This window comes from Kribbella sp. NPDC050459 (assembly GCF_040655315.1).
Classification (GTDB): domain Bacteria; phylum Actinomycetota; class Actinomycetes; order Propionibacteriales; family Kribbellaceae; genus Kribbella.
This window is the reverse complement of record NZ_JBFAJQ010000016.1, coordinates 48,764-66,096: the sequence shown is the minus strand read 5'-3', so window position 1 is coordinate 66,096 and position 17,333 is coordinate 48,764. Positions and strand designations below refer to the sequence as shown.

The following is a 17,333-nucleotide window of genomic DNA, read 5'->3' as shown; positions in this document are numbered from 1 at the left end:
CGGCGGGCGGTTGGCGGCTACGCAACCGGGCACCGGCTGGTCATGACGATTCAGAACTCGGTCTGGCTGGGCACCGCCGACCTGCCGACGTACGAGCCGCTCGACGCCGACCAGGAGACCGACGTTGTCGTCGTGGGCGGCGGCATCATCGGACTCACGACCGCCCTGTATCTGCGGCAGGAGGGGCTCGGGGTCGTCCTGCTCGAGGGCGGGCGGATCGGCGCGCGAACGAGCGGAAACACCACCGGCAAGGTCACGTCCCAGCACGGCGCGATCTACGCCGCGGTGCTCGACCGGCACGGCCGTGACGCCGCCCAGCAGTACGCCACGGCGAACCATGAAGCCGTCGACGAGGTCGACGAACTCACCCGCCGACTCGGGATCGACTGCGAGCTCCGCCGCGGGCCGTCGTTCGTCTACTCCACCGGTGACACCGACCTGAACCGCGAGGCAGAGGTGGCGCGAGAGCTCGGTCTTCCCGCGCACTCCGCCGACCCGGCCGACATGGGACTCCCTGTCACCGCCACCGCTGCTGTCCGCTTCGACGACCAGGTCATGCTGCACCCGGCCCGCTACCTGGGCGGTCTGGCGGCTGCGTTCAGCGCCGCCGGCGGCCGGATCTTCGAGCAGACCCGCGTGACCGATGTCGACGCGAAAGGCGACGGCGTCGCAGCACAGACCCAGACCGGGCATCACGTCGTGGCCCGCCATGCCGTCGTCGCGACGCTGTTGCCGTTCGGAACGCTGGGCGGGTACTTCGCGCGGACCCGGCCGAACCAGTCCCACGGCATCGCCGTCCGGCTGCCCGTCGACGCGCCCACAGCGATGACGATCTCCGCCGACGGGCCGACCCGGTCGACCAGGCCGTGGCCGGGTGGCGGCCCGAGCGGGCTGATCGTGGTCGGCGGCGACCATGAGACGGGCGCCGAGGAGGAGACGAACGCGTCGTACCAGGGTCTCGTCGACTGGATCGAGGAGTTGTGGGGCACGCGGGTGCAGCCGGAGTACCGGTGGTCGGCAGAGGACTACAGCACCCCGGACCAGCTCCCGTACGTCGGGAAGGCGCCGGGCTCACCGGTCCTGGTCGCGACCGGCATGCACAAGTGGGGGCTCAGCAACGGAACTGTTGCCGCGGGCATCCTTCGCGACACCGTGCTGGGTCGCGACAACCGGTGGAGCGCGCTGTTCGACGCCGGCCGGATCGGCGACCCGCGGTCTGTGGCGAAGCTGGTGCAGGACAACCTGAAGGTGGGCAAGGAGTTCGCCGCCGGTCACCTCCGTCGACTGCTCGGTTCTGGCCTCGACCACGTGGAGGTCGGTGAAGGCGGCCTGTACGACCTTGACGGCAAGACAGTCGGGGCATACCTGGACCATGAAGGGCGGCTGCACACCGTCGTACCGGTCTGCACCCACCTGGGCTGTCCGCTGCGCTGGAACGAGGGCGACACGACCTGGGACTGCAACTGTCACGGCTCCCGCTTCGCACCCGACGGCGCGGTTCTGGACGGTCCAGCCACCGAACCGCTCGCCAAGCCCGAGTCGTGAGCTGTCTCCGATGCACGCCGACGAGGCCGGTCCGCACTGCGTCCGCTCGGTGTTCGACCGTACCGTCGCCGGAACGATCGGCCTGGAGGAAGAGATCCTGCTGGTACGGCGGGACACCTGGCGGCCCGCACCGGCTGCCGAAGTGGTGGCGGAGATCGACGACCCGAGGGTGAAGCAGGAGCTGCCCTCCTGCCAGGTGGAGATCGCGACGTCGGTGCACATGAGCGCCGTGGACGCTGTCGGCGAACTGCGCTGGGGTCGCGCACGGATCGCCGCCGCGTGCGCTGCGGACGTGGTCCCGATCGCCGCAGCGGTGCATCCGCTGGCCGACCTTCCGGTCGCGCTCGCGCCGACCGACCGCGCCGACGGGCTGAAGGCTCGGTACGGCGAGATGATCGGCCGGCAACTGGTGTCCTCGCTGCAGATCCACCTGGCCTTCGGCGACGCCGACTGCACGTTGGGCGTCTATCACGCGCTACGGGATCTACTGCCCGAGTTGGCCGCACTTGCGGGCGCGGCACCGTTCGCCGCCGGACGGGACACGGGGCTGTGCTCGGTCCGGCCGATCATCGCCTCCGAGCTGCCCCGCCAAGGCGTGCCGCCGATCATCGCGTCGTGGACGCAGTTCGCCGAGGACCTGAAGTGGGCTGTTCAAGGGCGTGAGTCGGAGTGGTGGTGGGAGCTACGCCCGCACATCCGGTACGGAACGCTGGAGTTGCGCGTGCTCGACGTACAGGCGACGTCGGACCGGACCGAGGCGATCGTCCGGTTCGTGTCCGCGCTCGTCGCCCGGCTCACCGACCTGTACTACCGCGGCGAACTGCCGCCTCCGGCGCCGACGTGGCGGATCGCGGAGAACCGATGGGCCGCGCTGCGGCACGGCGTCCGAGGCGAGCTGCTCGACCTCCGCACCGGCACGGCCCGCTCCACCAGCCGTTGCCTCTACGACCTCATCGACGCCGCGGAGCCCTACGCACCAGTCGATCTGGACGACGTACGGGCATTGGTTGCCGACCCGCCTGTGGAACAACTCCGCGCACTCGGCCCGCGCAAACTCATGCCCTGGCTGGCGGAGGTCTTCGCACCATGAGCCTCATTCGGAGGGCTGCGGCGGCTTCCTGATCGGCAGTGTGTGCGTGCCGTCACAGAGCGGGGGGATGCTGGTGCGGCCGCAGCGGCAGAGCGCGACGGTCCGGCGGGCGGCCGGCAGCGGATCGCCGTTCTCGTCCAGGAGTTCGAACTCGCCGCGGACCAGCAACGGACCGTCCGGGTAGGCACGGATCTCGGTCATGACAGCGCGGTACCCACCGGAATCCACGGTTATCCCGCGGGTACCGGTCCCGTATGCAGCTACCACCGCCGCGCGGACCACTCACCGCCTGGCTGAACGACAGACTCACGCACGGCGACACTGCGAGCGGCGGCGGCCCCGAGGTCGGCGTCCGCGATCTCCCGTACGCCGACGACGATCTGCAGCTCGCGCTCTGGGTCTCGTACGAGCTGCAGTACCGCGGCTTCGACGGCGTCGATCCCGAGCTGCAGTGGGATCCGGCGATCGTCGCGTTCCGCAGCCGGGCGGAGCGGCCGTGGATCGGCTGGTTGCAGGCCACCTGCCGGGTCGCGGCGGACGAGCGGCCGGTCGCGGAGCAGCTGCGGGGCTTGATCACCGAGGCGGACGGGCCGCGGTTCGCGCCGTACCTGCGTCGGCATGCGACCCGCGAGCAGTTCCGCGAGTTCGTGCTGAACCGGTCCGTGTACCAGCTCAAGGAGGCCGATCCGCACAGCTTCGGCATCGCCCGTCTCGACGGCCCGGCGAAGGCCGCGCTGGTCGAGATCGAGGCCGACGAGTACGGCGGCGGGCGGGCCGAGCGGATGCATTCGGAGCTGTTCCGTACGACGATGCGCTGGCTCGACCTCGACGACACGTACGGGCGCTACGTCCCCGACGTACCGGCGGTCACGCTGGCGCTGTCGAACGTGATGTCGCTGTTCGCGATCCACTGCCGGTGGACGGCGGCACTGCTCGGCCACCTCGCCGCGCTCGAGATGACCTCCACGCTCCCGAACCGCCAGTACGCGACCGGCGCCATCCGGCTCGGCGCCTCTGAGGAAGCGGCCCGCTACTTCACCGAACACGTAGAAGCCGACGCGGTCCACGAACAGATAGCGGCCCACGACCTGTGCGGCAGCTACGTCCGCCAACACCCCGAGGCACTCCCCGACGTACTCTTCGGCGCCCGCTGCGCCCTCACCCTCGACGACCTCTTCGCCGACAACCTCCTGACCAGGTGGACCACCCCGAACCACACAACCGCCCGCTACGGCTGATCCAGGCGTGCCCCCGTCCGGGACTGACCCACGCCTGCCGGGCGCGGGGCAGTCCCGTCGTTCGTGTCAGGACGTACGCCCGACGGCCTTCGCGAGTTCGGCCTTCGTCATCTTCGAGCGTCCCTTGATGCCGAGCCGTTTCGCGTCCGCGTACAGCTCGTCCTTCGACGGTTCCCGGCCACGCACCCGCGCGCTGGTGATGGCTGCGGCCGTGCCTTCGGTGTGCGGGTCCGGGTCGGGCTCGGTGAACTTGTGTGCGACGTCCTTCAGACCGGTCTTGAGATTCTCGACCTGCCGTTCGAGTTTGTCGCCCAGTGAATTCTTGGACATGGTGACTCCTTCCGTCGGACGATCTCTGTCCCTCTCCGGTCAGTTCGTCTCGAGTCTGTCCGGGAGTACGACGTTCATCAGCCAGCTGACCACGGTGATGATCAGCGCGCCGATCAGCGCCGTACCGAAGCCGTCCACCTCGAACGGGATGTCGAGGCCGTCACTGATCCACGACGTCAGCAGCAGCATCAAAGCGTTGATGACGAAGATCAGCAGGCCGAGCGTCAGGATGATGAACGGCAGCGACAGGATGGTCGCCAGCGGCTTGATCAGCGCGTTCACCAAGCCGAAAATCGCGGCGACGACGATCAGCGTGACCACCTTGCTCGCCGTACTCGAACCGCTGAACGTGATGCCCTGGAGCAGCCAGGCGGCGACGGCCAGCGCCACCGCGTTCACGACCAGTCTCATCACGAGTTGCATCGTCAGCCTCCGACCGCCCCGGCCACCCGGCCGGTCTTCTTCCGCAGCTTCCGGCCGGCCTTCTTGCCGCGTTTGCGGACCCGCTTGCCGGCCCGTTGGGCATCACCCGACAGGTCGCCGTGCGCGCGCAGCCCGAGACGTTTGCGCATCCCGCGCTTCATCTCGGGCGCCGACGGGACGAGCAGCTGTACGCCGTACCCGTACAGGCGAAGCCCCAGCGCCATCAGGGGCAGACCGAGCGGCAGCAGCACCAGGGTGATGCACAGGACCGCCGCCAGGATCATCACGACCGTCGCGAGCAGCCAGATCAGTGCCGCACCGATTCCTCGAAGTACCTTCATCATCACCACGTCCAGACCTATTCCGGCAGGAGCGAGCCGAGCGGGCCGAGATCGATGTTGAGGTCGGTCGCGCTCAGACCGAACTGCTCGCGCAGTGCGGTCATAGCCTCCTCGAGTCGCATCAGGCCGAGCCCGAGCTCCTCGACCTGTGCCGTGCTGAGGTCACCTTGATCCATCCGGCGGATGGCCTGCCGTTCCATCAACTGGCGGACCAGCTCGACGATCGTCAGCACGAGCTTGAGCAGCTCGCGTTCGACGTTGTCGGCGTTGGCCTCGATCCGATCGGCCAGCGGCAGCACAGGTTCAGTCATCCATCCCCATCTCCTCACGGACCGAGCCGATCACCGCCGAGAGCTGGATGCGCACCAGGTCGACCTCGGCCAGGGACACCACGACGTCGCCGGTGATCACGACGCCCTTGCCGAGCAGCCGGTCGAGGAGGTCGACCAGGCTCGGCTCTGCCGCCGTCGCCGCGGAGGCCTGGACGGTCATGGCTTGTCCAGTACCGCGAACGAGTACGGCGGCCACGGCCCGTTCACCTCGACGTCGAGCGACGGGTACCTGGCCCGCGTCGCGTCCACGAGTTCGAAGAAGTCCGTACTGCGGTCGTCGTCGACGAGGAACGCGACGTTCAGTGCCATCGTCTCGCGGCGCCCGCTGAGCCGCTGGTCCTGCGCCGAGAGCCGCCGGGTCGCCGCGGCCGCGGGAACCAGGTCCCAGAACAGCTGGTCGGCGAGCAGTTGCTGCTCGGTCGCGGCCTCGTGCCGGTCCCGGATCTCGGCCCGGCGGCGTTCCAGGTAGGCGACGCCGGAACCCGCCGGCGCCGAGGGCGCGGACGGTCCGGGCCGCACCCGGCAGAACGCCTTCACACTCCACTCGCTGCGCCGCTCGACCCGGTCGAGCGCGCGGACCAGGTCGCCGTACAGCTCCTCGAGCCGGACGCGCGCCGCGTCGTCGGACTTGTAGATCGTCACCAGCCGGAACGGCGCGAGCGCGGTCGTGATCGCCGCCGCCCGCCGGACGATCTCGTCGTGCCGGCGCGCGGTCTTCTCCACCCAGCTGAGGTTCTCGAGATTGCGCCGCAGGGCGGCCTCGCCGAACTCGGCCAGGTCGACGCTGCTCACCACGGCCGTCAGCTCCCGGTGACCGAGCAGCCGGACCGGCGCGTCGCCGACCCCCTCCAGGCCGGTCAGCGGCTCCTCGTCGATGTTCCGCCCCACGGCGTAGACGTAGGTTCCGGTCTCACTCACGATCGCGCTCCAGCTCCTCCAGCCGCGCGCGGAGCTCGCGGTTCTCGTCGGCCAGCTCCTTGGCGTCGGCGGCCTCGGCCGACAGCATCGGATCGCGTTTCCACCAGTCGATGCCCATCTCCATCGCCTTGTCCACCGACACCACGAGCAGCCTGATCTTGACGGTCAGCAGCTCGACGTCGACGAGGTTCACCCTGATGTCACCGGCGATGATGATGCCTTTGTCGAGGACCCGCTCGAGGATGTCGGCCAGGCCCTCCGGACGCGGCGCCGGCGAGGTGAACCCGTAACGGTCCATCCCGGCCCGGCGCGTGGAGATCGTCGGTTCGCTCATCGGTCTACTCCTGGATCCGTCCACGGACGTAGCGGTCCGCGCGCCGGTAGCCGGTGACCGAACCGTCGTCGGCGACCTCGACCTCGTAGACCGCCAGGATGTCGGTCGTCGCCGGGATCCGGCGCGACTCGACGACCTGGACCTGGACCAGCCAGCCCTCGTCGCGCTTCTCGACCGCCACGATGCCCTCCGGGCTCTGCCCGATCAGCTCCGAGAGTTCGTGCGCGGCGGAGATCGCCACCGTGCGCAGCGAACGGGGCTTGCGCTCCGTCTGTTCCTCGGGCTCCGGCCTGGGTTGTGGCTCGGCCCGCGGCGGGGCGGCGCTCTTCTTCGCGGCGCTCTTCCTGGTGGTGCTCTTCTTGGCGGTGCTCGTCTTGGCCGTGCTCGTCTTGGCCGTGCTCGTCTTGGCGGCGCTCGTCTTGGCGGCGCTCGTCTTGGCGGCGCTCGTCTTGGCGGCGCTCGTCTTGGCGGTGCTCGTCTTGGCGGTGCTCGTCTTGGCGGTGCTCGTCTTGGCGGTGCTCCGCTTGGCCGGCGTCCGGCTCTGTGTGGTCTTCCGCGTAGTTGCCATCGAAGCTCAGGTCTCCTCGCGTCGTGCGGAGAGCCGGCTGATCAGTTCGTCCTCCCAGATCGCGGCCTGCTCCGGGTCGAGCTGACCGCTCTCCCGGAGGGCGTCGATCTGCTCCAGCTGCAGACGAATCCGGGCCGGATCGTAGTACTCGGCCTCGGCCTGCCGGAGAATCTGCTCGGCCAGCGCGACCGTGGCCCGCACCGGCGCCAGCGGCCACGTCAGCAGGTTCGTCATCAGGCCCATCACGCCTCCGCATCCACGAAGTCGTACGGCGCGGTCGGGCCGATCAGCTTCAGCCGGGCCCGGCCCGCGAACGTCTCGGCCAGGCCCTCGACGGCGCGCTCGAACTCCGCGCGGCGGGCCTGCTCGACCAGGACGGCGACGTCGAGCAGCCGGTCGATCCCGGCGCTCTCCCGGACGTTCAGCGCGGTCACGTGCCGGTCGAGCTCGGCGAGCAGCGTGCGCCCGTCCTCGGTGCTCTTGACTTCCAGGGCCCGGGAAACCAGCTCGCCCAGCCTGACGCGCGCGCCGTACGTCGACTCGTCCGGTTGCTCACGGGTCAGCTCGCGGAGCCGGGCGATCTCCGCGTTCTCCGCGACGACCTCGCTCAGCACCTGCTGCTCGTCGTACCGCGCCCGCAGGGTGAACTGCACGCGCCCTGTGAGCTCCTGGAGCATCAGCTGGAAGCGTTCGTGGTCGGGTTCGAGCAGTTCGCTCGTGACGGCGTCCCGGTTCTGCAGCACGGATCCGAACCGCACGGGGATCACCGGGCCGAGTCCGGCGAGCGTGTCGAGCACCCGGCCGTGAGCAAGCAGGTCCGCCCGGCCGGCGCGTGCTTCCTCGCTGTCGACAAGGCTGATCACCGCGGCCACATCGCCGTATGGCGCCACGCCGACGACCTGGTCGCCGATACCCCTCAGGTCGGGCGGTACGACGAGATCCGCGCCCACGATGCCGTAGACGTAGCACCCCAGGCCGACGTCGCCCGGTGTCGTCACGCTCACTCCTCAGTCCTCCGGCGACGGGCCGCGGCCTTCTTGGCGGGACGACGGCGACGCGGGCGCGCCTCCTCGTACTCCTCGCCTTCCTCGTCCTCGTCGCCCCGCTCGAGCTGCCGGTCGTCCTCGTCGGAATCCGAGCCGAACAGCGCTTCCTTGGCGCCGGTGAGCAGGCCCTTCGTCTTGCCTTGCGCCGTGCCCTCGGTCATGTCCTGGATGACCTCGGGCAGGTCCTTGCTCTTCTCGTACAGGTCCAGCCGGTTCGTGGCCTCCGCGAAGTGCAGGTAGGTGTCGACGCTGGCGATGACGATGCGTGCGTCGATCGTCAGCAGTTCGATACCCACCAGCGAGACCCGCACGTAGGCGTCGATGACGAGCCCTTTGTCGAGGATGCTGTCGATGACGTCCGCGAGACTGCTCGGGGCGGGCCGGTCCAGATACCCTCCGGACCGGCGTTGGCCGTTGGCCGCGATGGTCATGTCTCTTCCTTCCGATCGGCTCGATCAGCTCGCCCGGCGGCGAGGCCGCTTCTCGGGTTCTTCCTCGTCCTCGTCGTACTCGTCGTCGTACTCGTCCTCGGGCGCTTCCTCGTCGCCCTCGTCCTCGTACTCGTCCTCGTCGTACTCGTCGGCCGGCTCTTCGTCTTCGTCGTACTCGTCCTCGGGCTCTTCGTCTTCGGGCTCTTCGCCCTCGTCCTCGTACTCGTCCTCGTCGTACTCGTCGGCGGGCTCTTCGTCCTCGTCCTCGTCGGCCGGTTCTTCGTCCTCGTCGTACTCGTCCTCGGGCTCTTCGTCTTCGGGCTCTTCGTCTTCGGGCTCTTCACCCTCGTCCTCGTACTCGTCCTCGTCGTACTCGTCCTCAGGCTCTTCGTCCTCGTCCTCGTCGGCCGGTTCCTCGTCCTCGTCGTACTCGTCCTCGGGCGCTTCGTCCTCGCCCTCGTCCTCGTACTCGTCCTCGTCGTACTCGTCGGCCGGCTCTTCGTCCTCGTCGTACTCCTCGGCGTCGTCCTCGTCCTCGCCGGGTTCCTGCGCGCGGCCCTCGTGGATCTCGCCGCGCCAGCCGTCGACCTCGTCGGGGTGCAGGATCACGTCGGTCATCACGTGCCGCTGGAAGTGCTTCAGCTCGACCCGTGCCCGGCGGCCCTGCGCGCGCCAGATGTTGCCGACCCGCTCGAACAGGCCCTGCGGGTAGTACTCCAGGACGACGATCACCCGGGTCAGGTTCGGCGCGAGCTCGTGGAACGTGACGCTGCCGTCGACGTGGCCCTTCTCGCCCTTCGAGCGCCAGACGATCTTGTCCTCCGGAACCTGCTCGAGGATCGACGCCTCCCAGGTCCGGTGCGACCACAGGATCTTGGCCTTGAAGGCGAGCTTCTCGTCGGTCTGCTGCTCGACCCGCTCGACCTTCTTCATGAAGCCGGAGAAGTCCTGGAACTGCGTCCACTGGTTGTACGCGACCTCGATCGGTACGCCGACGTCGATCGACTCGATGATCGTCGTCGCCTTCAACGGGTTCTTCTTGCCGCCGGAACCGCCCGATCCCCCGCCGCCGAGCGCCTCGACCGCCTTGTCCTTGGCTCCCATGACTCCGCCCTTCAACGCACCCAGCAAGGGCGACCCGCCGCCGGCCGCCGCCTTCCCGCCCTCGGCCAGGGCCTTCCCCGCGACACCGCCACCGGCGGCCATGTCGGTCAGCCGCTCGGTGAGACTGGAGATCTTGTCCCCGGCCGCTTCTGCCGTGCGCTCCGCGGCGACCGAGAGTGCCTCTTGGAGCTCACCCTTCAGCCGGTCGACCGGGAGCTCGTCGAGGATCGACTTGAAGCCGTTCTGTTCCTCGTCGCGCGATCGTTCGGCCATCACCGGTCACCCACGCTTCCGGGCCGACGAACCGCTCGTCGACCTGCTCGTGCTCTTCTTGGCCGCGGTCTTCTTCGCAGCCGTCTTCTTCGCCGCGGTCTTCTTGGCGGCGGCCTTCTTCGCCGGCGGTGCGGTCTTCTTCGCGGGCGCCCGCTTCGCAGTCGCCTTCTTGGCGGGCGCCTTCTTCGCGACGGTCTTCTTGGCGGGAGCCTTCCGCGCCGCGGTCTTCTTCGCGGTGCCCGAACTGCCCGAACTGCCCGAACTGCCCGAACTGCCCGAACTGCCCGAACTGCCCGAACCGCCCGAGCCGTTGCTGCTCGCCGCGCGCGGAGCCGTCCGCTTGGCGGTACGGCGCGAGCCCTCACCGGACGAGCCGCGATCCCGCGACCCGCGCCGCGCCGAGCTGCGTCCGGAGCTGCGTTCGGAGCCGCGTCCGGAGCCGTCGTCGTCCGCACCGCCGCTGGATCCGTTGTCGTCCGCCCGGCGGCCGGATCCGCTGTCGTCGTCGCTCGATTCGGCGGAGTCCTCGTCGCTGCCGCGCAGCCGGGCACGCACGCCCTCACGACGGCGCCCCGGCCGACGGCGACGCCGCGGCCGCTCCGCGTCCTCGCGCCCGCCCCGGTCCTCGCTCTCGTCCTGGCTCTCGTCCTGGTCGCTCTGGTCCTGGGCCTGCCCGTTGCCGAGCGACAGCATGCGGTCCGTGCGGTCCCGGATCGAGTCGCTCACCCGGTTCAGACGGTTGCTCGCCGCCGCCACAGCGGCGTCGCGGCCGGCGGTGACGAGCTTGCCGCGCACCTGGTCGGACAGCTTCGACAACTCGGGATTCTGTTCCACGACCTCCGCGAGCTGCTTCACGATGGCGCGTGGATCGGTGGCGATCCGCTTACCGGCCAGCAGTCCGCCGACCGTGATCGCCAGCTTGAGCTTCTTGGTGCGTCCGAGCAGGTAGCCGCTCGCGACGGCGGCCGCCACCTTGGCGGTGGTGTTCATGGATTTCTCCCTACAGTGGTACCGCCCGCGGCGGCCTCTTGAAGTGGCCGGGGGCAACGAACAGCTGGGCTTCGCGGAGTGGCGTCACTCCGTCAGTGCGGCGATCCGGCGCAGGATGGGCAGACTCGGATACTTCTCGTCGCGCATCCTGCGGATCAGCAGCCGGACGTAGAGGTCCACCTCGTCGGGCCGGAGCTGCGACTCGATCATGTCCAGCATCGACAGCGACGGAAAGCGGTCCTCCGCGACCTTGTCGAACAACAGGTCCATCAGCACCTCCCGGGCGTCGGGCGGCTTGCGTCCTTCAGGCATCGTCACTCCCGTTCCGTCAGACGTCGTGGATGTCGCGACGTTCGTGGACGGAGGTGTGCGTCGTCCGGCTCCGCTGATTGGCGAACATCAGCACCACCGCGAGGCCGATCGCACCGGCGCCCATCAGCACGTACCCGACGACTGTCAGGTCGACGCCGCTGAGCCGGTCCGAGACCCCGAACGCCAGAATTCCGCCCACCGCGAGCAAGAACACAGACATTCCGATTCCCATGAATCTCTCCTTACGACCGCCCCGTTCCGAAATTCGATAAAGAAGCGGTACCCAGGCGAAATGCTGCAAAACGATCACAACCACGCATACTTTTCGTGGCAGTGCGACTGCATTACGCGTCGGTTCAAGTAAACGACCAATTCAAATACGCACTTCATTTTCCGCAATCCGCATGGCCGCCTCGGGGCTGGGTACCGGACGGCATCTCGTTCGAGCGGTGGGGTGACACGATGCGTTTTCCCTGGTCGCGGCACGGCGAGTGTGTTGCCGACGTGGTGGCGTACTGCGTGCGACCGGGGTGTACGCGGCACGCCACACACGCCGACCCGTTCGCGGTGTCGGACGCGGGAGAGCTCATCGAGGAGCTCACCTGCTGCCGGCACCACGAGCACGCCGGAATTCGGGCACGGTGAATTCCGTGCCCGTTTCCGCGCGGAATCGGCGCAGCAAAAAAGAAGCCCCCGGCGGACCGGGGGCTTCGTCGGGCCGCACGTCGGCGGCGGGCCTTGCTCAGGTTGCGAGATCGACGGCCAGGCAGTTCGTGACCTCGGACGGGGCGACGTCGGGGAGGCGGACGACGAGTACGCCGTACGCCTGCTCGAAGGGGACCGGGCCGTGGCCGAGGAGGCGGACCCCGGTCACGGTCTCGTGGTCGGCGAGGCTCCGGACGACCGCGCGCCCGTCGGTCGGCCAGGCCATCTGGAAGGCGTAGAGCGTGTTGTCGCGGCGGGTGAAGCGGAAGTCCGAGCTCGTCCAGGGCACGCGGTCCTCGGTGAAGCCTTTGATGACCACCGTCGAAGGCCCTTCGCCGAACACCCGGTACGGCCGGGTGCCGTAGATGCCTTCGCCGCAGAGCCGGGTCCAGGCGCCGAGGTCGTCGAGCAGCTGCGAGCACTCGGCGTCGATCGTGCCGTCGGGTAACTGCGGGACGTTGAGCAGCAGGTTGCCGTTCTTCGACACGATGTCGACCAGCATCTCGATCACGTGTCCGGCGGTCTTGTAGACATCGCGGACGTTGTAGAACCAGTCACCGACCGAGGTGTCGGTCTGCCAGGGCGCGGGATGGATCTCCGGTGTCTGGCTGCGCTCGATGTCCATGATCCCGACGGCGCTGACCTCGGGGCTCCGGTCCTTCTGCTGGTACACGGCCCGCGGGTTGGTGTTGTAGAGGTGAGCGACCGCGCGGAGACCAGGTGTGTAGTCCAGCTCGCCGAACGGCAGCGGCCCGTCGGTGTACAGCAAGTCCGGCTGGTACTTGTCGATCATCTCGCTGACCGCGTCGAGCCAGTGCTGGTGCCACGCTGGTTCTCCTGCGTACCACGGCTCCTGCACCACGACCTCCGGCCCGGTCAGGTAGGCGCCGTTGTCGAGGTACAAGTCCCGGTACGCCGGATCGCCGCCGTCGTACGGCACCCCGGCGTACGGCCCGTGCCTGTCGTGACCCTTCGCCGCGGCGAACCAGCTGAACGCCGCGCCGAGGTGCTCGGTGAGCCCGAACGGCAGCCCGCGCCGGTCCGCGGCGTCCTTCCACAGCCCCACGATGTCCTTGCCCGGCCCGACCTTCACCGAGTTCCACGGGTTGACGGCCGACTCGTAGTTGAAGAAGTTGTCGTGGTGCACGGCCTGCGCCACGAAGTACCGGGCGCCGGCGGCCGCGAAGCGCTCCATCAGCTCGTCCGGGTCGAAGCGCTCCGCCTTCCACAGCTTGACGACGTCCTTGTACCCGAACCGCGACGGGTGGCCGTACGTCCGTAGGTGGTAGCGGTACTGGTCGCTGCCCTCGCGGTACATGTGCCGCGCGTACCAGTCGCCGTACCGAGGCACCGACTGCGGCCCCCAGTGCGACCAGATGCCGAGTTTCGCGTCGCGGAACCAGTCGGGGCATTCGAAGGCGGTCAGGGACTCGAAGGTTGCGTCGAACGGCACTGATTGCTCCTCGCACGATGGTGTGGACCGGCCGGCGGCGGCCGGTCCACAGGGGTCCTACTTGTTGGGCATCTTGTCGTAGGCGGTCTGCTGGATCTCCAGGTAGCGCTTGAGCCCGAGGCTGTCGAGGCCCTTGACGTAGCTGTCCCAATCGGTGTCGAGGTTCTTCGACCCGGTGACGAACTGGAGCGCGTTCTGCTGCACGTAGTTGTCGATGTTGGTCTGCAGCGTCGCCATCTCGTTGGCCAGCGTCGGCTCGATCCACACCTTCCAGTACGGGTAGACCTTGGACTTGTCCTCCTTGCCGGCGTAGAGCTTGGTCGCCTCGAACAGCCGGCGCTCGTACCCGGCCTGCGAGTAGATGTCGGTGCCGATCGCCTCGGAGTTCCGGTACTGCGCGGTGTTGTTGTACTGCGCGAGCGCCTGCCAGCCCGAGTTCGGCGGCTTCGACCCCGGCTTCTGCGGGATCTGCTTGTAGACCGGCTTCAGCGACTTGTCGAGCGCGACGTCCCCGGCCTCCGGCTTCATCCAGGTCTTGCCCTCGGTGCCCCAGAAGGCGTTGATCTCGCCCTGTTCGGTGAACATGTAGTCGAGCAGCTTGATCGCCTGGATCTGCTCCTCCGGCGTCGCCTTGTTGGTCAGCACGAAGGTCGCGCCGGGCGCGCTCGGGAAGTTGTAGCCGGTGAAGTTCGCGCCCTGCGGACCGGTCAGCGGCGGTACGGCGTCGTACTGCTTGTCCCGCCCGTCCGCCGAGCCGGTGTTGACGAAGATCCCCGGGTGCAGCACGGTCGCGGCGCCGAGGACGACGGTGCCGGCCTTGTTGCCCTGCTGCGACAGCGCGTCCGGGTTCTGCGTGAAGGCGCCCTTGTCGATGAGGCCTTCCTTGTACAGCGAGTTGATGTACCGCAGGCCCTCGCGCCAGCCGTCCTTGTTCGCCTGGATGTCGACCTTGCCGTCGTTCAGCACGAGCGTCGAGTTGTTGTTGCCGCTGGTGCCCTGCGGGTCGTAGATGAAGGCGTTCATGAAGTACGGGATCAGGACGTCGCGCACGTCCGCGCTGACCGGAATCTCGTCGGCCTTGCCGTTGCCGTTCGGGTCCTGGGTCTTGAACGCCTGGAGGACCTTGCGCATGTCCTCGGTGGTCTTCGGCTGCTCGAGACCGAGCTTCTTCAGCCACGCCGAGTTCATCCACAGCTTGGCCTGGTAGGTGCAGTGGAAGCAGTCCACCCACTGCGGCATCCCGTAGATCTTGCCGTCCGGCGCGGTCGCCATCGCCTTCCACTCGGGAGTGGCGTCCAGGGCCTTCTTGATGTTCGGCGCGTACTGGTCGATCAGCTGGTTCAGCGGCACGATGACGCCCTGGTTGGACAGCTTGAGCAGGTCGGCCTGCGAGAACTGGTCGACCCACGGAATCAGCAGGTACAGGTCCGGGTAGTCGCCGCTGGCCAGCGAGATCTGGCGCTTCTCCTTGGCCGGACCGCCGTCGAACGTCGTGGTCTGCCACTTGATGCTGAGGTTGAACTTGTCCTTCACGACCTTGGTGAAGTCGTTCGTGGCCAGGTTCCAGTCGGCCGCCTGGGGCGCGAACACGTCGAGGGTGACGGCCGGATTGCCGGTCACCGTGGGCAGCGGCTTGGCCTGCTCGTCGCCCGAGCCGCCGCCGGAGCAGGCCGCAAGGGCCAGTGCCAGGAGACTCGTGCCGACGACCGCGGCCCGCCTCCGCCTTCTGAACTGTACAGACATAGATCCCTCACAGGGGGTAGAGAGGATGCGGAGGATCAGCCCTTGACGGCGCCGATCAGGATTCCCTTGGTGAAGTAGCGCGCGACGAACGGGTAGATGAGCAGCACCGGCACACTCGCCACCACGATCAGCGAGTACTTGAGCAGGTCGGCCAGCTGCTGGCGTTGCAGGAGGACCGAGGCGTCGACGGCGCCACCGCCGGTCGTGTTCAGGATCAGGATGTTGCGCAGCACCAGCTGCAGCGGGAACAGATCCGGGTTCTTGAGGTAGATCAGCGCGTCGAAGTACGAGTTCCACTGCATGATCGCGTACATCAGCGCGACCACCGCGATCATCGGCTTGGCCAGCGGAATCACCACCGACCACAGGAACCGCAGGTCGCCGCAGCCGTCCAGCTGCGCCGCCTCGGCCAGCTCGTCCGGGATCGCCGTCCGGAAGTAGGTGCGGGCGATGATCACCTGCCACACGCCGATCGCCTGCGGGACGATCAGCGCCCAGCGGGTGTCCAGCAGGCCGGCCGACTGCACCACCAGGTACGTCGGGATCAGCCCGCCGGTGAACAGCATCGTGAACAGGATCACCGTCATCACGACGTTCCGGCCGACGAGCGTACGGCGGGACATCGGATAGGCGATCGCGACCGTCATCGTGACACTGACGATCGTGCCGACGACGGTGTAGAACAGCGAGTTCACGTACCCCTGCACGATCTGCGGGTTCTCGAAGACGGCGTGGTACCCGCGCAGCGAGAACTCGACGGGCCAGAACAGCACCCGGCCCGACGACACCGCCTCCGGGCTGCTGAACGAGCTCGCCACGATGTACAGCAGCGGCAGCAGCACCACCGCCAGGAAGACGAGCAGCAGCAGGTACACGCAGAACAGGAACATCCGGTCGGTCCGCGACTCCCGGATCCGGCGGGCCCGCGCCGCACGGCGTTCGGCCCGCTTGCCCGGCACGGTTCTCGCTTCGGCTTGGACGCTCATGACCACAATCCGTTCCCGGTGATCCGCTTGGCCACCGCGTTGACCCCGAGCAGGAGCACCAGGTTGATCACCGAGTTGAACAGCCCGATGGCGGTCGCCGAACTGAAGTCCGCGTTCAGCAGGCCGGTCTTGTAGACGTAGGTGGCGATGATCTCGGACTCGCTCAGGTTGAGCGGGTTCTGCAGCAGGAAGGCCTTCTCGAACCCGATCGCCATGATGTTGCCGACGGCAAGGACGAGGATGATCACCGCGGTCGGCATGATGCCGGGCAGGTCGACGTGCCGGATCCGCTGCAGCCGGCTGGCGCCGTCGATCCGGGCCGACTCGTGCAGCGCCGGGTCGATCCCGGCCAGCGCGGCCAGGTAGATGACCGCGGAGTAGCCGGTGGTCTGCCAGACGTCGGACCAGACGTAGATGTGCCGGAAGTAGTCCGGGTTCCCGAGGAAGTCCACCGACGGTACGCCGAAGAACCCGAGCCCCTCGTTGACGATGCCGAGCCGCGGGGACAGCACCAGGATCGTCATCGACACGACCACCACGGTGGAGATGAAGTACGGCGCGTACGTGACCAACTGGACGGTCCGTTTGAACAGGCCGTTGCGGATCTCGTTCAGCGCCAGCGCCAGGATGATCGCGATCGGGAAGCTGGCCGCCACGGTGTAGACCGAGAGCAGGAAGGTGTTCTTCACCAGGTTCCAGAACACCGGGTTGTGGAAGAACAGCTCGAAGTTCTGCCAACCGACCCACGGGCTCCCCCAGATGCCCTTGACGACGTTGAAGCTCTTGAACGCCAGCACCGCGTTCGACATCGGGATGTACTTGAAGACGGCGAACCAGATCAGCGGCACGACCATCAGCAGGTACAGCGTCCAGTGCCGCCGGAAGCTGCGCCGAAGGCCCTGGATGCCGGGCCGCTCCCGGCGCCGTCGTTTCTTCGGCCGGGCCGGTGTCTCGCCGGCCGGCGGCCGGATGCTTGTCAGCGTTGCCATACGTCCTCCTGGTCCACGCCGGCAGTCAGGACGGCCTCGGATTCGGCAAGATGATCGATAAACCTGGGCCACCGAAGACGACCATTGATCCTATGAATTGCCGGGATCGTAGCGCCGTGTACGGCAATGGTCCATACTGAACGCCAATTGAGGTCGCGAAAGATCCCACCTATCTCTGACAG

The 17,333-nt window shown here is 68.1% G+C and carries 23 protein-coding genes and 2 pseudogenes; 5 read left to right on the top strand and 20 right to left on the bottom strand.

Annotated features, from left to right (window positions below; all coding sequences use genetic code 11):
- Window positions 1-42: 42 nt before the first annotated feature.
- The gene (locus AB0I12_RS36360) at window positions 43-1,545 is read left to right on the top strand and encodes an FAD-dependent oxidoreductase (RefSeq protein WP_359938931.1); all 1,503 of its coding nucleotides are present in this window, start codon (window positions 43-45) and stop codon (window positions 1,543-1,545) included.
- Window positions 1,546-1,555: 10 nt separating this feature from the next.
- Complete coding sequence (locus AB0I12_RS36355; RefSeq protein ID WP_359938929.1) at window positions 1,556-2,635, top strand: glutamate-cysteine ligase family protein; 1,080 nt, start codon at window positions 1,556-1,558, stop codon at window positions 2,633-2,635.
- Between the two features lie 3 nt (window positions 2,636-2,638).
- Here the strand turns inward: AB0I12_RS36355 and AB0I12_RS36350 are convergent, their stop codons facing one another.
- Entirely contained in the window at window positions 2,639-2,836 is a 198-nt protein-coding gene (locus tag AB0I12_RS36350) for a CDGSH iron-sulfur domain-containing protein (protein ID WP_359938926.1), read from the bottom strand.
- Between the two features lie 53 nt (window positions 2,837-2,889).
- Between AB0I12_RS36350 and AB0I12_RS36345 the strand changes: the two genes are divergently transcribed.
- Window positions 2,890-3,873: an iron-containing redox enzyme family protein gene (locus tag AB0I12_RS36345; protein WP_359938923.1), complete on the top strand. Its 984-nt coding sequence runs from the start codon at window positions 2,890-2,892 to the stop codon at window positions 3,871-3,873.
- A gap of 66 nt (window positions 3,874-3,939) precedes the next feature.
- Here AB0I12_RS36345 and AB0I12_RS36340 read toward each other — a convergent pair whose 3' ends face one another.
- From AB0I12_RS36340 to gvpO, 8 genes and pseudogenes are all read right to left on the bottom strand, one after another.
- Window positions 3,940-4,203: a hypothetical protein gene (locus AB0I12_RS36340; RefSeq protein ID WP_359938920.1), complete on the bottom strand. Its 264-nt coding sequence runs from the start codon at window positions 4,201-4,203 to the stop codon at window positions 3,940-3,942.
- Window positions 4,204-4,242: 39 nt separating this feature from the next.
- Window positions 4,243-4,614, bottom strand: a complete 372-nt coding sequence (locus AB0I12_RS36335; RefSeq protein WP_359939336.1) for a phage holin family protein — start codon at window positions 4,612-4,614, stop codon at window positions 4,243-4,245.
- A gap of 14 nt (window positions 4,615-4,628) precedes the next feature.
- The gene (locus AB0I12_RS36330; protein ID WP_359938917.1) at window positions 4,629-4,967 is read right to left on the bottom strand and encodes a hypothetical protein; all 339 of its coding nucleotides are present in this window, start codon (window positions 4,965-4,967) and stop codon (window positions 4,629-4,631) included.
- A gap of 17 nt (window positions 4,968-4,984) precedes the next feature.
- Entirely contained in the window at window positions 4,985-5,278 is a 294-nt protein-coding gene (locus tag AB0I12_RS36325; RefSeq protein WP_355697486.1) for a gas vesicle protein K, read from the bottom strand.
- On the bottom strand, window positions 5,271-5,459 hold the full coding sequence (locus AB0I12_RS36320; RefSeq protein WP_359938914.1) for a gas vesicle protein: 189 nt from the start codon (window positions 5,457-5,459) through the stop codon (window positions 5,271-5,273). Before AB0I12_RS36320 ends, AB0I12_RS36325 begins: the two co-directional genes overlap by 8 nt.
- The gene (locus AB0I12_RS36315) at window positions 5,456-6,217 is read right to left on the bottom strand and encodes a GvpL/GvpF family gas vesicle protein (protein ID WP_359938911.1); all 762 of its coding nucleotides are present in this window, start codon (window positions 6,215-6,217) and stop codon (window positions 5,456-5,458) included. The genes AB0I12_RS36320 and AB0I12_RS36315 overlap by 4 nt, the downstream gene beginning before the upstream one ends.
- Window positions 6,210-6,551 (bottom strand): gas vesicle protein, encoded by a 342-nt coding sequence (locus AB0I12_RS36310; RefSeq protein WP_359938908.1) that lies wholly within the window; start codon window positions 6,549-6,551, stop codon window positions 6,210-6,212. Before AB0I12_RS36310 ends, AB0I12_RS36315 begins: the two co-directional genes overlap by 8 nt.
- A gap of 4 nt (window positions 6,552-6,555) precedes the next feature.
- Window positions 6,556-6,819: pseudogene (gene gvpO / locus AB0I12_RS36305) on the bottom strand (gas vesicle protein GvpO); the annotation flags it as partial.
- On the opposite strand from gvpO, the pseudogene AB0I12_RS36300 reads away from it, so the two are divergent.
- Window positions 6,772-7,011: pseudogene (locus AB0I12_RS36300) on the top strand (pentapeptide repeat-containing protein); the annotation flags it as partial. The pseudogenes gvpO and AB0I12_RS36300 sit on opposite strands and share 48 nt — an antisense overlap.
- Window positions 7,012-7,125: 114 nt before the next feature.
- On the opposite strand, the gene AB0I12_RS36295 reads toward AB0I12_RS36300, so the two are convergent.
- The 7 genes from AB0I12_RS36295 to AB0I12_RS36265 form a co-directional block, all read right to left on the bottom strand.
- Window positions 7,126-7,353, bottom strand: coding sequence for a gas vesicle protein GvpG (locus AB0I12_RS36295; protein ID WP_359938905.1), 228 nt, complete (start codon window positions 7,351-7,353; stop codon window positions 7,126-7,128).
- 8 nt (window positions 7,354-7,361) lie between these two features.
- Window positions 7,362-8,117: a GvpL/GvpF family gas vesicle protein gene (locus tag AB0I12_RS36290; protein WP_359938902.1), complete on the bottom strand. Its 756-nt coding sequence runs from the start codon at window positions 8,115-8,117 to the stop codon at window positions 7,362-7,364.
- 2 nt (window positions 8,118-8,119) lie between these two features.
- Window positions 8,120-8,596 carry a gas vesicle protein GvpJ gene (gvpJ, locus tag AB0I12_RS36285; RefSeq protein ID WP_359938899.1) on the bottom strand — a complete coding sequence of 159 codons (477 nt, stop codon included), beginning with the start codon at window positions 8,594-8,596 and terminating at the stop codon, window positions 8,120-8,122.
- Between the two features lie 24 nt (window positions 8,597-8,620).
- Entirely contained in the window at window positions 8,621-9,973 is a 1,353-nt protein-coding gene (locus AB0I12_RS36280) for an SRPBCC family protein (protein ID WP_359938896.1), read from the bottom strand.
- Between the two features lie 6 nt (window positions 9,974-9,979).
- The gene (locus tag AB0I12_RS36275) at window positions 9,980-10,963 is read right to left on the bottom strand and encodes a hypothetical protein (RefSeq protein WP_359938894.1); all 984 of its coding nucleotides are present in this window, start codon (window positions 10,961-10,963) and stop codon (window positions 9,980-9,982) included.
- A gap of 84 nt (window positions 10,964-11,047) precedes the next feature.
- Window positions 11,048-11,275 carry a hypothetical protein gene (locus AB0I12_RS36270; RefSeq protein WP_359938891.1) on the bottom strand — a complete coding sequence of 76 codons (228 nt, stop codon included), beginning with the start codon at window positions 11,273-11,275 and terminating at the stop codon, window positions 11,048-11,050.
- A 16-nt stretch (window positions 11,276-11,291) separates the two neighbouring features.
- Window positions 11,292-11,507, bottom strand: a complete 216-nt coding sequence (locus tag AB0I12_RS36265; RefSeq protein ID WP_355697509.1) for a DUF6458 family protein — start codon at window positions 11,505-11,507, stop codon at window positions 11,292-11,294.
- 230 nt (window positions 11,508-11,737) lie between these two features.
- Here AB0I12_RS36265 and AB0I12_RS36260 point away from each other — a divergent pair, with 230 nt between their 5' ends.
- A complete protein-coding gene (locus AB0I12_RS36260; RefSeq protein WP_359938888.1) occupies window positions 11,738-11,920 on the top strand; it encodes a hypothetical protein in 183 nt (60 codons plus the stop codon).
- Window positions 11,921-12,017: 97 nt separating this feature from the next.
- Here AB0I12_RS36260 and AB0I12_RS36255 read toward each other — a convergent pair whose 3' ends face one another.
- Genes AB0I12_RS36255 through AB0I12_RS36240 form a run of 4 tightly spaced genes read right to left on the bottom strand, consistent with a single transcriptional unit; the run spans window position 12,018 to window position 17,151 of the window.
- The gene (locus tag AB0I12_RS36255; protein WP_359938885.1) at window positions 12,018-13,433 is read right to left on the bottom strand and encodes an alpha-L-fucosidase; all 1,416 of its coding nucleotides are present in this window, start codon (window positions 13,431-13,433) and stop codon (window positions 12,018-12,020) included.
- A 57-nt stretch (window positions 13,434-13,490) separates the two neighbouring features.
- Window positions 13,491-15,176, bottom strand: a complete 1,686-nt coding sequence (locus tag AB0I12_RS36250; protein ID WP_359938882.1) for an ABC transporter substrate-binding protein — start codon at window positions 15,174-15,176, stop codon at window positions 13,491-13,493.
- A gap of 35 nt (window positions 15,177-15,211) precedes the next feature.
- Window positions 15,212-16,162 (bottom strand): carbohydrate ABC transporter permease, encoded by a 951-nt coding sequence (locus tag AB0I12_RS36245; protein WP_359938879.1) that lies wholly within the window; start codon window positions 16,160-16,162, stop codon window positions 15,212-15,214.
- Window positions 16,159-17,151, bottom strand: coding sequence for an ABC transporter permease subunit (locus AB0I12_RS36240; protein ID WP_359938876.1), 993 nt, complete (start codon window positions 17,149-17,151; stop codon window positions 16,159-16,161). The genes AB0I12_RS36245 and AB0I12_RS36240 overlap by 4 nt, the downstream gene beginning before the upstream one ends.
- Window positions 17,152-17,333: the final 182 nt, after the last annotated feature.

What these genes read in the sequence shown, in the direction of transcription:
- AB0I12_RS36360 (WP_359938931.1), top strand. Translation starts at nt 43, where the DNA reads ATGACGATTCAGAACTCGGTCTGGCTGGGCACCGCCGACCTGCCGACG.
- AB0I12_RS36355 (WP_359938929.1), top strand. Translation starts at nt 1,556, where the DNA reads ATGCACGCCGACGAGGCCGGTCCGCACTGCGTCCGCTCGGTGTTCGAC.
- AB0I12_RS36350 (WP_359938926.1), bottom strand. Translation starts at nt 2,836, where the DNA reads ATGACCGAGATCCGTGCCTACCCGGACGGTCCGTTGCTGGTCCGCGGC.
- AB0I12_RS36345 (WP_359938923.1), top strand. Translation starts at nt 2,890, where the DNA reads ATGCAGCTACCACCGCCGCGCGGACCACTCACCGCCTGGCTGAACGAC.
- AB0I12_RS36340 (WP_359938920.1), bottom strand. Translation starts at nt 4,203, where the DNA reads ATGTCCAAGAATTCACTGGGCGACAAACTCGAACGGCAGGTCGAGAAT.
- AB0I12_RS36335 (WP_359939336.1), bottom strand. Translation starts at nt 4,614, where the DNA reads ATGAGACTGGTCGTGAACGCGGTGGCGCTGGCCGTCGCCGCCTGGCTG.
- AB0I12_RS36330 (WP_359938917.1), bottom strand. Translation starts at nt 4,967, where the DNA reads ATGAAGGTACTTCGAGGAATCGGTGCGGCACTGATCTGGCTGCTCGCG.
- AB0I12_RS36325 (WP_355697486.1), bottom strand. Translation starts at nt 5,278, where the DNA reads ATGACTGAACCTGTGCTGCCGCTGGCCGATCGGATCGAGGCCAACGCC.
- AB0I12_RS36320 (WP_359938914.1), bottom strand. Translation starts at nt 5,459, where the DNA reads ATGACCGTCCAGGCCTCCGCGGCGACGGCGGCAGAGCCGAGCCTGGTC.
- AB0I12_RS36310 (WP_359938908.1), bottom strand. Translation starts at nt 6,551, where the DNA reads ATGAGCGAACCGACGATCTCCACGCGCCGGGCCGGGATGGACCGTTAC.
- AB0I12_RS36295 (WP_359938905.1), bottom strand. Translation starts at nt 7,353, where the DNA reads ATGACGAACCTGCTGACGTGGCCGCTGGCGCCGGTGCGGGCCACGGTC.
- gvpJ (WP_359938899.1), bottom strand. Translation starts at nt 8,596, where the DNA reads ATGACCATCGCGGCCAACGGCCAACGCCGGTCCGGAGGGTATCTGGAC.
- AB0I12_RS36280 (WP_359938896.1), bottom strand. Translation starts at nt 9,973, where the DNA reads ATGGCCGAACGATCGCGCGACGAGGAACAGAACGGCTTCAAGTCGATC.
- AB0I12_RS36275 (WP_359938894.1), bottom strand. Translation starts at nt 10,963, where the DNA reads ATGAACACCACCGCCAAGGTGGCGGCCGCCGTCGCGAGCGGCTACCTG.
- AB0I12_RS36270 (WP_359938891.1), bottom strand. Translation starts at nt 11,275, where the DNA reads ATGCCTGAAGGACGCAAGCCGCCCGACGCCCGGGAGGTGCTGATGGAC.
- AB0I12_RS36265 (WP_355697509.1), bottom strand. Translation starts at nt 11,507, where the DNA reads ATGGGAATCGGAATGTCTGTGTTCTTGCTCGCGGTGGGCGGAATTCTG.
- AB0I12_RS36260 (WP_359938888.1), top strand. Translation starts at nt 11,738, where the DNA reads ATGCGTTTTCCCTGGTCGCGGCACGGCGAGTGTGTTGCCGACGTGGTG.
- AB0I12_RS36250 (WP_359938882.1), bottom strand. Translation starts at nt 15,176, where the DNA reads ATGTCTGTACAGTTCAGAAGGCGGAGGCGGGCCGCGGTCGTCGGCACG.
- AB0I12_RS36245 (WP_359938879.1), bottom strand. Translation starts at nt 16,162, where the DNA reads ATGAGCGTCCAAGCCGAAGCGAGAACCGTGCCGGGCAAGCGGGCCGAA.
- AB0I12_RS36240 (WP_359938876.1), bottom strand. Translation starts at nt 17,151, where the DNA reads ATGGCAACGCTGACAAGCATCCGGCCGCCGGCCGGCGAGACACCGGCC.